The sequence below is a fragment of the Actinomyces mediterranea genome (assembly GCF_900155595.1).
GTDB classification, from domain to species: domain Bacteria; phylum Actinomycetota; class Actinomycetes; order Actinomycetales; family Actinomycetaceae; genus Pauljensenia; species Pauljensenia mediterranea.
Genome location: NZ_FTPB01000004.1, coordinates 1,342,183 through 1,357,207 on the forward strand (window position 1 = coordinate 1,342,183; position 15,025 = coordinate 1,357,207).

Below are 15,025 nucleotides of genomic sequence, written 5' to 3' on the forward strand. Positions count from 1 at the left end.
TCCTTAATAGGCGCCGTTGATCGAGGCGGTGGTTTCGGCTTCCTGGTTCCGATAGGCGGTCGCATTTCGATTAAGGGCATCAGCGGCCGCGTTCATCAGGGAATTGGCGCGCGCACCTTGGGCCGATACGAAATCGCAGGCTTCGTTGTACTGAGAAACGATGAGGAAGAAGATCCCCGCTTTCAGGCCTGTGAGTCTCAGGTCCTGGCCCGCTGCGCCGACTCCGGCGCAGGCGGTCGCCTGAGCCCTCCAGAGGTTGGCCTCCGAATCGATCGCCTCGGCGCATGCTTTGTTCAGGATCCATGTCAACTCCTTTCTGTTAGGCGACTGAGGACGGACATGGCGGCGAAAAGCATGTCGTTTTCAGGGCGATCGGGCTCGTGCCGATTCGCCTCTGCCAAAATTGCATCAACAATGATCCTTGCGCTACGCGCCCTCGCCCATTGCTCATCGATCTCAATCGACGTGATGAGTCCTGCCTGCCTGGTTACCCGCACGTTGCCCGTCATAGGTTTCCGAGGAGTCTCTGCTTGTGCGCGCATTCGTTGCGAATACGCGATGAAGTCCTCTGCGAGGCTCGTTACGTCGACCGGCGGGCCGAAGGAGAGTCCTGCAGTATGGGAGAAGGTCCTTTAGGGCATTGGAGACCATTCGACGGAGTCGAGTACGTTGATGAGTTCAACGGGCACCGTCGTGGTGCCAGGATCGCCGGTGACGTAGATCGTCCACAGTCCGTCCTCACGCCACACTTCCCAGCATTGGGACGGGTAATCGACGCTGTCGTTGAAGGTGAAGATCCCCTCGTAGCCCCACGCCGACGAGCCGTCGATCATTCGGGGGTCGAGAAGGCGCGTGTCCTTGACCTGGCCAGTTTTCTCACGGTCCGTCATCGCCTGTTTGAGGTGGGCCTCGAGATCGAAGTCCGGCCTGGGCAGGTGATACAGGCCAAGGACCCTATCGGGAGGATCGTTGTAGGCGCTGATACCGGGGACGTTCTCCCACGACGGTGCCGCCCTCGCGATCGTGAAATTCTCGTAGGTTTCGCCTGCCTCAGGATCGAGGATGATCCACCCCTCGGGCGGGGTGGCAGTCATCGCATCGGGAGTGCTCCTTTCGTGCCATTGTTCGGCCGACGACTGAGACGATGAGGGGTCGTCCTCAGCGCATGCGCATCCGGCCACAAGGGGCACCGTGACGAGAAGTGCTGCCGTGGCGCGGACAAGCAGCCTCCATATGCTGTCACTCATCCCGCAAAGCCTCCTCACGCTCGGTTCTGGCAGTGTTAAGCGCGTCGCCAGAATGAGCGACAACGCTCGCAGTCTGGGAGCCGAGCCCGTCGGGGCCGACAACATACTGCTGGAAGGCCGCCCGCTGTCGTTCGGTCATCTCGTCGTAGGGGATGATCGCACCGTCGTCCATGAAACTCGCCAGCTCCGAGTGTTTTTCGAGGAAGAGTGCCGGATCGACCGGCGGATTCCCATACGAGCCGCTGGCGGCGATGGCCTTGTAGATCGCTGTTTGTTGCGTGATTTCAAGTGCCTGATGTGCGGTCATCTGCTCGGCTTCGGCTACCGAGACATTGTTCGTGGAGAACACGTTGTCAAGCAAGGAGTCGATGACCCCCGACTTGCCCTGGTTGATGACCCACTTCGAGAAACCGTCGAGACTCTTGATCCCCTCACCGAGGGGGAGAGCGCCGAGCCCCGAAGCGGCGATGGATTTGAGTTGTCTATTCGTCGCGTCCAGGACGGCCGAACCCTCGGTCTGCGCTTGACTGGGTGCTGCGGTGATGGCGTCCATCACTGGGGCCCACCGGTCCTGGACTGCGGTCATGGACGAGAAATCCCCCGAGGCCGCGGCCGCCGTGAGGTCGATCTGCTGGCCCGCCACCGAGGCACTGAGCAGCTTGGCGAGCGCGGTCGGCCCGCCGTAGAGACTCACGTCATCATTGAGGTTGTCAGGAGTGCTGTTGATGTCGAAGGGCTGGTCGAAGGAAAGATCGGTGAACAGGCCGTTACCACTGTCGCCTGACTCGTGCAGCTTTAGTGACCCAGGAGGGTGAGTAGTTCTTGGGTCTGGGGGTCGATTTGGGGGTAAGCGGTGTGTTGTTGCTCGTTGGGTAGGGTGATGTCGATTTCTTGCAGATCGATGAGCTTTTTGACCAGTTTTGGGGCTGTGATTCCTGTTGCCTGGTAGAGATGGCGGGCGAGGGCTAGAGCTGCGGTGACAATGGTGAGGTGGGCTTGGATGGCGTCTTTGGTGTGGTGGAAGATGGGCCGGGCTTTGAGGTCGTGCTTACTCATGCGGAAGGACTGCTCTACGTGCCATAGCTCGTGGTAGTGGGCAATAATCTGCCTGCCGTGGCTGAGGTGGGCGGGGATATTGGTGACATAGCCTTTGAGTCCAGCTAGGCGCTTGGCGCGTTCGAAGGCTTTGTCATCAAAGCTCATGCCCATACGTCCCTGGGACACGAAGCGAGGCTTACGCGCGGGTTTGGCCCCTTCGATGGCGTCCATGGCTCGACGTTGTTGCGCGTTGAGGGTTCTATTGTCACGCGCTGCACGCTTGCTGGAGTAAGCCCATATTGCTCTCCACGCTTCTTGCCCCTCCTGCCTGCTATTGTCCTGGTCAAGGCTTGGCTGTTGTGTTCTGTGGTTGGGGTTGGGGATGGGATGGTCAATAATTTGCCCATCAACCATGTAATCTCCATGCTGGTCCCAGTACTGTTCGAGGTCGTGGGGTGCTCGGCTTTGGCGGGCTCCGACGATGAAGAATAGCCCTGCTTCGTCCAGGGCTTTGAGGTTTCCTGTACTGAGCATGCCTGCGTCTGCTACCACCACGAAATCATGCAGACCGTGGCGGTTTTGGAAGCGTTTAATGATGGGGATGAGGGTGTGGGTTTCGGCTTTGTTACCTTCAAAGGCTTCCACCTCTAAAGGGTTTCCCGCGCGGTCAACGAGTAGGCCAACAATGATTTGGGGGTCAACCCGACGTTCCTTGGAGTACCCCACGCGACGAAATCCTTTATTTGCTTCCCAATCCTCATCCTCACGCTCAGCCTCGAAATACAGCGTGGTCACGTCATACAGCACAAGGGACAGGTCCCCATGACGGCTAGCGTGAGTAAAACAAGCCTGGGCTAGGGTGTCACGGTAAGCTCGCTGAGCGCAGCGCTTAAGGGAGTTAAACAGCGTCCGACGGCTGACATGCTCGATTCCTAAACGCTCAAGGACATTGATAGTGGCTTCCTTCGAGCATGGTTCAATCAAACGCGCCAACACCATCTGCTTAAACGCTTCATCACCCAGGGCGTCAAAACCAATATCCGCGTAGGCCTTGTCCAATGCGCTCCACAACAGGGCGGAGCGTTTGTCTCCCACGCGCAAAACGCTCGTGACATGGCGTTGCTTGGGCTCAAAATTCTAACGCTGTTTGGCCGGGGTGGAGTTCATCATGAGCTGCCTGCATCAACACAGTCAGCTCAACCTCATTGTGAGCAGAGCCGACATGCTTTACCACAACGTTCTTGCGTCCCTGCTTTTCCATGATCTGCACAGCAGTCGCACCAGAAGCAGTTCTCACACGACGAATAAACGGGGCCACACCCCCATCATAGACACCCGTTTAGTGACCCACCCACACACCACGAACCACAGATTTTCAACAAAAACCAGGACTCCAACTCCCGAAAACGCCACCACTTGCACGAGTCAGGTCGAAAGGCTGGTCGAAGGCAAGATCGGTGAACAGGCCGTTACCACTGTCGCCCTTACCTCGGATCTGATCGACTAAATACCTGCTCAGGAGGAACTCGTAGCCGGACCCGCCTTGGGGTACATTGATCCGGAAAGATCCCTCAGGTAGTTCGTGTCCCTCCAATGAAGCGGAGAGGCCGTCGAAGAGACTCTGAGAGGTGCCCCAATTGCCGTAGCCGCCGGCGGCGGCAATCTCGTCTCCGTGTTCGTGATCGAAAGCGATAATGTCATGGGCGATCGAATCCTTACCCTCGAAGAACTTGGGCCCGAGTGCGAGGTTCGGATTCGATTCGGCGGCGTCGCCGAGCATCGTGGCAAGGTACTCGTACCCGTAGTGGTCGCCCCATCCGCCGCCCATGTAAGGGACATCCTCGCTGAGGGGTTCCCCTGTAACCGAATAGCGTGAGTTGCCGAACGCCTTCCATTGATCGAACCGGGTATTGGAGCGAATTCACGGAGGAACCGTCATCGGTCATGAGGCCAGCATCAACGGCCGAGTATGCGTCCGACACCCCTTGCATCGCGGGGTCGGCATTGAGGCCGCCGGTCGACAAGACGACGATCGAACCAAGCGCGGACTGCAGTTCGTTCAGCGTTTCGTCGTACGCCGTGTCGAGATGCCCGGCGGCGTTGACCAATTGACCGCGGTAGTTTTCCGCGCTCAACATGAACTGGGCCAGTCGTTCCGGTGGGACGATTTCACAGAGCGCTTGAGCGAAGAATGGATTGTTGCACAGGTCCCCATACTTCGTGAGGAATTCATCGACCTGCTCAGGAGTTGGAGGCGTGGAATTGAGAATTGAAGCGGCCTCGGGTGCGATCTGTTGCGCGTATTCCCATTCGGCTTGCCCGTCAACCAGGGGAATGTCATTGAACAGGTTGGCGCCGATCTGTGCGCGGTTGGTCGAAGAAGCGGTACCGATGATGGAGGACTGGGCGCTCGCGATCACCGTCGCTGTGGTCGCGGCCTCGTCATCAAGGGCCTCCATCGCGGCGGTATACCTCGCAACGATCTCGGCCTGAGCGTCGTCACAGACAATACGGACAGTGTTCTCCCTCGAACGCGCTTCGCCCGGCATCATCGGGTCGTCGGTGCCCTCTCGTCGGGACCGCTCGGCGTCAATGTCAGCGATAGCGGCATCGTACGCCGCCTGTGCCGCATCATATTCGGTCCACAGATCAAGAACAGTCGTGGTGACGGCCGCAGTGACAGCACTCGCCCACTCCCTGATGGCATTAAGGACAGGGGAGAAGGACTCCGCGAGTTTACGAGCGTGTCCCCCAAGAGTGCGAATCGAGTCCGCGTACGCGTCGGCCGAATCGCCAATCCACCCGGGGACACCTGCCGATTGAAATCCCGCAACCTGCGTACCAGTAATTGCCCTCGCAACGGACTCATAATCGTCGGCGAGGTCCTGTGCATCGGCGCCCACGTCCACAGGCAGGGGCATCACATCCTCAGCGCTCATTCCCGTCCGTCAAACGAGCCACAAGGACATCACAACTGGACAGGTTCTGATACTCCGTCCGATCCATATCAGAAATCATCTCCTCTTGCCCCGAACCGAGAGTCGCGCACGCGTCAGAATGGGGCTGTCTGAAGAGCGGTGTGTGGGGGTTCGGCTTGATTCGAAATGGAGATGGTCGTGACTGACGTGATCGAGTTGTTGGAAGAGGTGGTGATTGGTCTTGTGATGGGGAAGATCATCTGTCGGAAGGGTTTCGCCGAGTGTTTGCTGGCGCGGGTGATGGAGCAAGGTGTGAGCCTGGTCGGCCTGGGAGGGCTGCTGAACCAGTTCACGAAGAATGTCCTCGAGATCGCGTTGAACGCCGAGCTGCCCGAGGACAGGGATGCCATAAACCTACCGATCTTCGCAAAAGCGTCAGCATCCTTCCAGTCCTTCTTCGCGCTGACACCAACAGCATCACGATCAAATTCAATGGCATCCGCCATATAACCCCTCCACGCCATCCAACCGCATCGCAGTCACCAACAACGCACACGACACTACCCCACTGCTTACGAACCACTCCACCCACGTGTGCGAGTGCTTCCGATCAATTCGAAACCCAAGCCGACACGAATTACACCACACAGTCGAGCACACACATCGAACTTTAAAAGCACCGAGCCGAAAGCGCCTGTCGGCGCGAAGGCCGCTCGTAGCGGCGGAGTGTGGAGCCCGGGGCTTAACGACTCGGTGCGGGCACCAGCATACGCGGGTCGGCTCGTCTGTGCTCGCCCGGGAACGTGGAGAATCCCACGGCTGCCTCCACCCGGTGCCCGCAGGTTCTAAGAGTCGGCGCAAGATGTGGGACGATACGATCATGGACGCCGACCATCAGCCGCCCCCCGAGCTCCGACGCAGGCGCTCGGACCGCCACCGCAGCGTCCCCGCCTCCGAGTCCGTGGGCGAAACTCCGGGCGCCACCGCCCGGGGGGAACGGCCAGGGCGATTCGCGAGCAGCGCGAACACCGTGAGCACACAGGCGATCATCGAGCCCTTCTCCTCGCGCTCCCTGTCCATCAACTCCGGGCTCAGGGTGTCCGCGCTCACCGTCCTCGCATTCTCCGTTCTCGGGATCCTCGTCTGGTTCCTGCCGGGCAGCCTGTGGACATTCGGCCCGCTCGTCGCCCTCGCAGGGATCTGCGTCGCACTCGGCTGGGAGGCCCTCGCCGGAGTCGATCTACCCTTTTCTGCACACGCCGTCCTCGTCGCAGTATCAGCGGGGATCCCGCTCGCCGTGGCGCTGACAGCGGATCTCGCGTCGGCGGTGCCCCTCGTCGCCGTCGCAGCGATCGCCATTACCGTCGGCATCTTCCGGGGGACTCCCACACCCGTCAACCGCTTCGACAAGGACGGTTCGGCGTCCCCGCAGGGCGCATCGTCGCGCAGGGCGGATCGTTCCACGAGGCCTGTTCCGACGACGACTCTGCTCGCCTCCTCTTTCTGCGCCCTCATCTTCATCACAGGAGGGACGTCGTGGATCGCGCTCGACGCCCTCGCCCAGTGGGCGGTCGTCATCCCCATCGCCTGCGTCATCGTCGCTGCGGTCGTATGGGGCGACCAGATTGGCGACACCTATCGCGCACAATCTGTGTGGGCGCTGCTCGTCGCCGTCGTCGTCGGAGTGGCGGCGTCGCTCGGCATGCGCCTGATCGGCCAGTCCGTAGCGCTCACCCCTGTCGTCCTGCCGGGGATCGCTCGCACGATCGGCGGCAATGGGGCTGCGGCGCTGCTCGGAGCGCTCACCGGTGTGGGCGTCGCCCTGTCGATCATTGCCGTCGATGGTCTGCTCGGCGATCACATCCACCGGCGCACCCCCCTCGGAGCCCTCGCCCGGGGTGCCGCGAAGTTCCTCGTCGCAGCGATCCCCGTATATGCGATGATCAGGATCGGCGGCATCTGAGACTCGGGCGCCATCCGATCCCGCTTCGCGAGTGCGCGCACAGGGCTCTAGGCTGTCCCCATGATGGTCATTCCAGCGGATCTGCCCGCCGCCCTCGCCCCTCTCGCCTGGATGCTCGGTACGTGGAAGGGGTGGGGCATGCTCGCCACCCCTGAGGGCGAGGATGATCGGGTGATCGTCGAGGAGATCCGCTCCGAGATCTGCTCCGACCGGATGCGTCTGGTGACGCAGGTCTACGAGGGCGTTCCCGCCCCCGGCGTCGTCATCGACCCCGTGTGGGATGCGGGTGAGGGCCTTGCCCGCATCGGGCGGGGGAGCCTGCTCCTCGAGGAGACCCTTTACGCGTCGGTACTGCCCTCCACGGCCGAACTTCCGCCGCCGGGCCACTACCTGCCCCGCGAGTTCACCGCCTCGTCTGCATTGACGAATGGGCTCGCCGTCTTGTGGGCCGGTGTCGGCGTGGGGCCGCGCGTGCACATGGTCTCCGATGCGGTTGCACGCGGCGCATCAGCGGAGGATGTGACGCATCTGGAGCGCATGTATGGCCTCGTTGCTGGCGAACTCCTGTGGACCCAGGAACGCACCCTGTCGGGGGCAGAGGCGCAGGTGGAGATGTCGGGCCGGCTCATGCGCACCGCGCAGGCGACCACCCAATCGGGCGCCGCCGTTGAGGGCATCGACTCCGACACGGAGGACGGTTCGCGTGTCTGATGCCATTGAATGCCCCGGTGCCGTGGGCGAGCCCGTCATGATTCACCTGCCTGGCGCAGTCGCACACGTCAACGACGAGGGCGGTGCCCCGCAGCGCACTGGGGGCGTCCCCCTGCACTACGGGGATCCTGCCGGGGAGCAGTGGGCGCTGGAGGCGGGGACCGGCCTCGTCGACCGCTCCGACCTGCGCGTCGTCACCGTGACCGGACCCGATCGCCAGACGTGGCTGACGTCGATCACCACTCAGATCATCACTGGGATGACGCCCGGTCAGTCGAAGGAGCTGCTCGTCCTCGATCCGCAGGGGCATATCGAGCACGCGGCTGCGGTGAGCGACGACTCTGAGCGCACGTGGCTCATCTGCGAGGGCGTCGACGCAGAGCCCCTCGCCGTTTTCCTCGACTCCATGCGCTTCGCCCTGCGCGTCGAGGTCGCCATCCGTGATGACGTGACCGTCGTCGCATCGACGAGCGGCCGCAGGGGGCAGGGGGTCGATGCCGCGTCCCTGCCCGGGCACGTCCTCACCTGGAACGACCCGTGGCCGGGCGTTACAGAGGGGGGAGCCGAATACTTCCAGGGCTCCCACCCCGGCGCTTCTATCGGCATGCGCCTCCACCTCGTTGAGCGCCGCGCGGCGCGCGACTTCGTCGACGCCTGGCTCGCCCGCCCCGGGCACTGCGCCGCTGGACTCTTCGCCTGGGAGGCGGTGCGTATCGCGGCATGGAGACCTCGCTTCGGCGTCGACACGGACGAGCGCACCATCCCCGCGGAAGTCGACTGGCTGCGCACCGCAGTCCATACGAACAAGGGGTGCTACCGGGGTCAGGAGTCCGTTGCCCGTGTCCTCAACCTCGGCCGCCCGCCGCGCCGACTCGTCGCCCTGCAATTCGACGGATCGCGCGGTGATCTTCCCGAAGCGGGAACACGCATCGATATGAGGGGGCGCGCCGTCGGCGTCGTCACCTCGGTCGCGCGCCACGCGGATGAGGGACCCATCGGTTTGGCGCTCGTCGCTAGAAGCGTCCCCGCCGACACCGTCTTCGACCTCGACGGCGTGGCCGCCGCGCAGGAACTCATCGTCCCGATCGATGGGAAGTCCTCCGTCTCCCCGCGCACGCGGCCCGGCCAGGATCTGACGAACCCGGACCTTCGCCGACCGGGCGTTCCCGCGGTCGGCGGGCTCGGCTCCCTGGGGGCGCGCTGATGCGAGCCGTTATCCAGCGTGTCACCAGCGCATCCGTGAGCGTCGACGGCGAGGTCGTCGGCGCTATCGATCGGCCCGGCCTCATGGTCCTGCTCGGGGTGTCGCGCAACGACGGCGCGGCGCAGGCGGCGACGATGGCGCGCAAGATCGCCGAATTGCGCATCCTGGAGGGGGAGACCAGCGCGTCAGAGGCGGGGGCGCCTGTTCTCGTCGTCTCCCAGTTCACCCTGTATGGGGATACGCGCAAGGGCCGACGCCCCTCCTGGTCGCATGCGGCCCCCGGCCCGCAGGCCGAGCCCCTCATAGATGCGGTCGTCGCCGATCTGAGGGGCCGCGGCCTCGAGGTCGCGACCGGCAGGTTCGGGGCGATGATGCGGGTCGCCCTCGTCAATGACGGTCCCTTCACGGTGCTTGTTGACGCGTGAGGGGCGGAACTTCGTCTGCTCTCGCCTCACCTGCGAATCCAGTGTGTTAGGTTCAAATATGTGAGGCGCTTGACGTGAGGATGGAGACGGCATGAAGGTGACTCATCTGTCCGCTAAGAATTGGCGGAATTTCAAAAGCATTAAGTTCGACATTAACGACCGATTGTTCATTGTCGGCCCGAATGCTGCAGGCAAGTCCAATCTTCTGGATCTCTTTCGCTTCCTGTCCGACCTCGTCTCTCCCGGCGGAGGGTTGGCATCTGCGGTGGAGAAAAGGGGAAGCCTATCGAAAATCCGTTGTCTATTCGCTCGGAACCACGCCAAAGGACGCCTGATCATCGAGGTCCGTATGCGAGACGGTGAGGATGAATGGCGCTACGAGCTGTCGATCAAGGGGGAGCAGGGCGGGCGCAACCGACCGATCGTCGATCGGGAGATCGTCGAATGCAATGGCACGATTATCCTCAACAGGCCGGATGAGAAGGATATTGAGGATTCTGAGCTTCTCGTCCAGACGCACCTCGAACAGATCTCCGCGAACCAGGCTTTCAGGAAGGTTGCGAATTATCTTTCGCAGGTGCAGTACTTTCACTTGGTTCCCCAGATCATCCGCGATCCCTCGCGCACGCCTCCCGTATCGGGGGATCCCTACGGGAGTGATTTCATCGCGCAGATGAACGCGACATCATCCAGGACCAGGGACGCATGGCTTCGCCGTATGCAGGAGGCTCTCAGTGCTGCCGTTCCGGGTTTTGAGTCTTTGACTATCGAGATTGATCCCAGTGGTCGTCCCCATCTCATCGGCGGCTATAAGAATTGGCGGTCCAGCCCCTCTCACCAGAGTGAAGCAGACTTCTCCGATGGAACATTGCGCCTCATCGGGTTGCTGTGGGCGATCATCAAGATGCCGGCGAGTTCGGGGGTTCTGCTTCTTGAAGAGCCGGAACTCTCACTCAACTCCGCCATCGTCCGGGTGCTGCCCTCGGTTCTCGCACAGGCGCGCCGGTCGAGTGATCTGCAGATCATCTTGTCCACCCACGCTCCGGAGATCCTCGACGATGAGGGGATCCAGCCTGAGGAGGTCCTCCTCCTCAGGGTGGGTGATGAGGGTACCACAGCGTGCCTTCTGTCCGATATGGAAAAAGCGATTGCCGACCTAGAGCTCGGAGTGTCGACATCGGATGTCGTGGAGGCGCTCATCGCTCCGGAAGACGTGACAGGTCTGGTCAGCGCGGTGCGGTCGAAGCGATGATCGCAGAAGGGCCCGTCTACGTATCGGTCGCCGTTGAGGGGGCATCCGACCAGGGGATGGCGCATGCACTTGTGGGATACGTCGGTTTCGCGTTGGCGAAGCCCCCGCTGTCCAAAGGCGGAAAGTCGAAACTCGATCCGCTTATCGGCAAATTGGCGAGGACCGGCGTACACAATCCGTGGATCGTGTTTCGCGACGCGGATTCGGATTGTCCCGTCGCCCTTCGCGAGCGATTGATCGGTGCTCGTGAGCACGACGGCGCGTTTGAACTGCGCATCGCTCAATCGATGACGGAGGCCTGGCTCATGGCCGATACCGAAGGATTCGCACGATACTTCTCCCTTTCTCAAGACCGCATGAGTACCGCTCCAGATCGATTGCAGCATGCGAAAAACGAGCTTCTGCAGCTCCTGGCCAAGTCCCGGTTGAGAAAGATCCGGGAAGACATGGTGTCGCGACAGGGTAAAGAAGGCCCCTTGTATGTGCATCGACTCAATGATTTCGCACAGAATCACTGGGACATCGACAACGCCCGGCGGGTCAGTCCGAGTCTCGATAGAACTGCGAGTCGCCTGCAGAAGATGCGCCTCATCCTCTCTCAGGCCTGAGTCTTCTCATCGATTCTCACTTCACACTCTGCGGGGATACTCGTAAGGGACGCCCTTCACGGTGCTTGTTGACGCGTGAGGGGCGGAACCTCGTCCATCGTGTGGACGAGGGCGACGAGTTCGTCCACGAGCTGCGCGGTCCGCGTGACGATCTCGGGGGCGTCGACGCTCAAGAGCTGCAGCTCTCTCCAGCGTCCCGTGAAATCTCGGGGCAGGGCGCCCAATCGGCCCGCATGCTCGAGGAGGCGCTTCTCCCCGGGGTGATACCTGTGATTGAGGGCGAAGAGCATGTTGAAATAGGTCGCTTGAAGGGAGGCGCGTCGGTGCGCGACCATCTCGTAGTCCCCCCGCTGATGAGCCGTCCTCATTTGCGAAAGGAACGTCGCCAAGAGTTCGGGCGATTCTGTGAGAATGCGGCGGCGAGTGGCGGCGGGATAGGCCGAGACTCGTTCCTTGAGAGCGTGGAGGCCCCCGTCGTCGTCAACCGTGACGCATGTTGCGACAGTATAGAGGAAGCACGTCGTGAATCCGTCGCTCATCAAGCCCGTCGTCGAGGCGATGCCGATCTGATGGCGGAGCCCGGAAAGATCGAGGTAAACGACCTCGATGTCGTGATGGCCGATCGACAGGTGATCCTCGGGGCCGAATGCGTCTGAGGACACGATGGTGCCCGAGTCGGCGATATCGGCGAGGAGGCGGGCGCGCTCCTCGCGCTGGGGGGCGGCGCCTTCAAAAAATGCGTACATATCGGTATCCGACGTGGAGTCCGCCATTCCGGACGCCCGTGAGCCGCCGACGGCGACCGCGCGGACCCCGGGTATGCGCATGAGCGCGTCGGCGAGACTGAAGTCGGCGTCCGTGAGATCCATGGACACACTATAGGCAATAGGCACGGACATGACGAGCCGCGTCACGATCCGATGTGCGCGGGCGGCATCAGAGGAGAACGAGCGCCGTGTGGGGCTCCGCCCTCGTCTGTGGACGGGCCATCACGCCCTCGGCGAACTAACGCGCGCAGCCCACACGCATGCCCCTAGTGTGGAGGCAGTTCACCGGACTCGGTGTGCGCTCGCGCGCCCGGGCCCCTATGCAAGGGAGTCACCATGTTCGAACGGTTCACCGACAGGGCCAGGCGCGTCGTCGTCCTCGCCCAGGATGAGGCGCGCGGCCTCAAGCACAACTACATCGGAACCGAGCACCTCCTCCTCGGCCTCATCACCGAGGGCGAGGGCGTCGCCGCGAAGGCACTGGAAATGATGGACATCAAGTCCGACTCCGTGCGCGAATCCGTCATCGAGATCATCGGCGCCGGTGAGAAGCCCGTCGAGGGCCACATTCCCTTCACGCCCCGCGCCAAGCGGGTCTTCGAGCTGTCCCTGCGTGAGGCCCTCCAGCTTGGACACAACTACATCGGAACCGAGCACCTCCTCCTCGGCCTGCTCAAAGAGGGCGAGGGTGTGGCGGCGCAGGTGCTCACCAAGCTCGGCGCGGACCTCACGCAGGTGCGCCAAACCGTCATCCAGCTCCTCTCCGGCTACCAGCGCGGCGAGGGCGAGGGGCGCGAGGCCGTCGGAGCCGGAGTCGGCGGGAGCGGCGGCCCGGATAGGGCGAACTCCGCGATCCTCGAACAATTCGGTCGCAACCTCACGCAGGCGGCCCGGGAGAACAAGCTCGACCCAGTCATCGGCAGGCGCGTCGAGATGGAGCGCGTCATGCAGATCCTCTCGCGCCGCACGAAGAACAACCCCGTGCTGATCGGCGAGCCCGGTGTCGGAAAGACTGCCGTCGTCGAGGGCCTCGCCCAGGCGATCGTCGCCGGCGACGTGCCCGAAACCATCAAGGACAAGCAGATCTACAGCCTCGACATGGGGTCCCTCGTCGCGGGTTCGCGCTACCGCGGCGACTTCGAAGAGCGTCTGAAGAAGGTGCTCAAGGAGATCCGCACGCGCGGCGACATCATCCTGTTCATCGACGAGATCCACACCCTCGTCGGCGCGGGCGCCGCCGAGGGCTCCATCGACGCCGCCCAGATGCTCAAGCCCATGCTCGCGCGCGGTGAACTCCAGACCATCGGCGCCACCACGAATGACGAGTACCGCAAGTACATCGAGAAGGATGCGGCCCTCGAGCGACGCTTCCAGCCGGTCAAGGTCGACGAGCCGAGCGTCGAGGAGACCATTGAGATCCTCAAGGGCCTGCGCGACCGCTACGAGGCCCACCACCGCGTCATCATCACCGATGAGGCGATCAGCGCCGCAGCGGAGCTCGCCGACCGCTACATCTCCGACCGTTTCCTGCCGGACAAGGCGATCGACCTCGTCGACGAGGCCGGCGCGCGCCTGCGCATCCGCCGCATGACGGCTCCGCCGGAGCTGCGCGAACTCGACGAGAAGATCGCCGAGGTGCGCCGCAATAAGGAGAGCGCCATTGACGACCAGGACTTCGAGAAGGCCGCATCCCTGCGTGACGAAGAGTCCCGCCTCGGCGAGGAGCGCAAGGCGAAGGAGGCCGCCTGGAAGGGCGGCGAGTCCGACGAGATCGCAGAAGTTGGCGACGAGGAGATCGCTGAAGTCCTCGCCATGTCGACCGGCATCCCCGTCTTCAAACTCACCCAGACGGAGACGGCGAAGCTCCTCAACATGGAGGATGAGCTCCACAAGCGCGTCATCGGCCAGGACGAGGCCGTTAAGGCCCTGTCGCAGTCGATCCGTCGCACGCGAAGCGGCCTGAAGGATCCGAACCGCCCCGGCGGCTCCTTCATCTTCGCTGGCCCCACCGGCGTCGGCAAGACGGAGTTGGCCAAGGCGCTCGCGGAGTTCCTCTTCGGAGACGAGGACGCCCTCATCCAGCTCGACATGTCGGAGTTCTCCGAGAAGCACACGGCGTCGCGCCTTTTCGGAGCCCCTCCCGGCTATGTCGGATACGACGAGGGCGGCCAGCTCACCGAGAAGGTGCGCCGCAAGCCGTTCTCCGTCGTCCTTTTCGACGAGGTCGAGAAGGCCCACCCCGATATCTTCAACTCGCTCCTCCAGATCCTTGAAGAGGGGCGCCTGACCGATTCGCAGGGCCGCAAGGTCGATTTCAAGAACACTGTCATCATCATGACGACGAACCTCGGTACGCGCGACATCAACAAGGGCGTCCTCACGGGCTTCCAGTCGGCGGAGAACATGACTCACGACTACTCGCGCATGAAGGCGAAGGTGTCGGAAGAACTCAAGCAGCATTTCCGCCCCGAGTTCCTCAACCGCGTCGACGACACGATCGTGTTCCCGCCTCTGGGCAAGGAGCAGATCAAACTCATCGTCGACCTCATGATCGCCAAGCTCGCCAAGCGAATGGAGGCCCAGGACATGCACCTGCAGCTCTCCGACGATGCGCGCGACCTGCTCGCCGATCTCGGCTTCGATCCGGTGCTCGGCGCGCGTCCGTTGCGCCGCGCGATTCAGCGTGAAATCGAGGATGCCCTGTCGGAGAGGATCCTCTTCGGAGAGATTCAGCCCGGCCAGGTCGTCACCGTCGGCGTCGAGGGCGAGGGCAAGGAGCGCAGCTTCACCTTCAACGGCCAGTAGCTCGATGAGGCTCAGTCCCCGCCACCGGATGATTCCGGGGACGGGGACTGAGTCGTTTTGGCGGTGCTCGCAGGGGGAGAGGGCCGG

14 protein-coding genes and 1 pseudogene are annotated in these 15,025 nt (G+C 62.5%); 8 read left to right on the forward strand and 7 right to left on the reverse strand.

Translation table 11 applies throughout. The annotated features are described in order from the left end of the window. Positions 1-3: 3 nt before the first annotated feature. The 6 genes and pseudogenes from BQ7471_RS09945 to BQ7471_RS09975 form a co-directional block, all read right to left on the reverse strand. Complete coding sequence (locus BQ7471_RS09945; RefSeq protein ID WP_083663369.1) at positions 4-309, reverse strand: hypothetical protein; 306 nt, start codon at positions 307-309, stop codon at positions 4-6. Positions 310-632: 323 nt separating this feature from the next. Continuing rightward, complete coding sequence (locus BQ7471_RS09955; protein WP_076465929.1) at positions 633-1,247, reverse strand: hypothetical protein; 615 nt, start codon at positions 1,245-1,247, stop codon at positions 633-635. Then, entirely contained in the window at positions 1,240-1,941 is a 702-nt protein-coding gene (locus BQ7471_RS09960) for a hypothetical protein (protein ID WP_076465931.1), read from the reverse strand. The genes BQ7471_RS09955 and BQ7471_RS09960 overlap by 8 nt, the downstream gene beginning before the upstream one ends. 101 nt (positions 1,942-2,042) lie before the next feature. Continuing rightward, a pseudogene (locus BQ7471_RS09965) lies at positions 2,043-3,603 on the reverse strand (IS1634 family transposase). A 57-nt stretch (positions 3,604-3,660) separates the two neighbouring features. Then, the gene (locus tag BQ7471_RS09970; RefSeq protein WP_076465932.1) at positions 3,661-4,065 is read right to left on the reverse strand and encodes a hypothetical protein; all 405 of its coding nucleotides are present in this window, start codon (positions 4,063-4,065) and stop codon (positions 3,661-3,663) included. Beyond that, positions 4,001-5,224, reverse strand: coding sequence for a hypothetical protein (locus BQ7471_RS09975; RefSeq protein ID WP_129583425.1), 1,224 nt, complete (start codon positions 5,222-5,224; stop codon positions 4,001-4,003). Before BQ7471_RS09975 ends, BQ7471_RS09970 begins: the two co-directional genes overlap by 65 nt. A gap of 177 nt (positions 5,225-5,401) precedes the next feature. Here BQ7471_RS09975 and BQ7471_RS11545 point away from each other — a divergent pair, with 177 nt between their 5' ends. The 7 genes from BQ7471_RS11545 to BQ7471_RS10010 all read left to right on the forward strand — a co-directional run bounded on the left by BQ7471_RS11545 (position 5,402) and on the right by BQ7471_RS10010 (position 11,366). Then, on the forward strand, positions 5,402-5,713 hold the full coding sequence (locus BQ7471_RS11545; protein WP_205408291.1) for a hypothetical protein: 312 nt from the start codon (positions 5,402-5,404) through the stop codon (positions 5,711-5,713). A gap of 370 nt (positions 5,714-6,083) precedes the next feature. Further along, complete coding sequence (locus tag BQ7471_RS11745; protein ID WP_235821300.1) at positions 6,084-7,166, forward strand: hypothetical protein; 1,083 nt, start codon at positions 6,084-6,086, stop codon at positions 7,164-7,166. Positions 7,167-7,226: 60 nt separating this feature from the next. Next, complete coding sequence (locus BQ7471_RS09990) at positions 7,227-7,877, forward strand: heme-binding beta-barrel domain-containing protein (protein ID WP_076465937.1); 651 nt, start codon at positions 7,227-7,229, stop codon at positions 7,875-7,877. 37 nt (positions 7,878-7,914) lie between these two features. Next, positions 7,915-9,081 (forward strand): CAF17-like 4Fe-4S cluster assembly/insertion protein YgfZ, encoded by a 1,167-nt coding sequence (ygfZ, locus tag BQ7471_RS09995; protein WP_076466377.1) that lies wholly within the window; start codon positions 7,915-7,917, stop codon positions 9,079-9,081. Next, positions 9,081-9,506 (forward strand): D-aminoacyl-tRNA deacylase, encoded by a 426-nt coding sequence (gene dtd / locus BQ7471_RS10000; RefSeq protein ID WP_076465939.1) that lies wholly within the window; start codon positions 9,081-9,083, stop codon positions 9,504-9,506. Before ygfZ ends, dtd begins: the two co-directional genes overlap by 1 nt. Positions 9,507-9,597: 91 nt before the next feature. Continuing rightward, on the forward strand, positions 9,598-10,758 hold the full coding sequence (locus BQ7471_RS10005) for an AAA family ATPase (protein ID WP_076465940.1): 1,161 nt from the start codon (positions 9,598-9,600) through the stop codon (positions 10,756-10,758). A 56-nt stretch (positions 10,759-10,814) separates the two neighbouring features. Further along, positions 10,815-11,366: a hypothetical protein gene (locus BQ7471_RS10010; RefSeq protein ID WP_076466379.1), complete on the forward strand. Its 552-nt coding sequence runs from the start codon at positions 10,815-10,817 to the stop codon at positions 11,364-11,366. Positions 11,367-11,422: 56 nt separating this feature from the next. Here the strand turns inward: BQ7471_RS10010 and BQ7471_RS10015 are convergent, their stop codons facing one another. Beyond that, a complete protein-coding gene (locus tag BQ7471_RS10015) occupies positions 11,423-12,235 on the reverse strand; it encodes a DUF4037 domain-containing protein (RefSeq protein WP_076465942.1) in 813 nt (270 codons plus the stop codon). A gap of 234 nt (positions 12,236-12,469) precedes the next feature. Between BQ7471_RS10015 and BQ7471_RS10020 the strand changes: the two genes are divergently transcribed. Then, positions 12,470-14,938, forward strand: a complete 2,469-nt coding sequence (locus BQ7471_RS10020) for an ATP-dependent Clp protease ATP-binding subunit (protein WP_076465944.1) — start codon at positions 12,470-12,472, stop codon at positions 14,936-14,938. Positions 14,939-15,025: the final 87 nt, after the last annotated feature.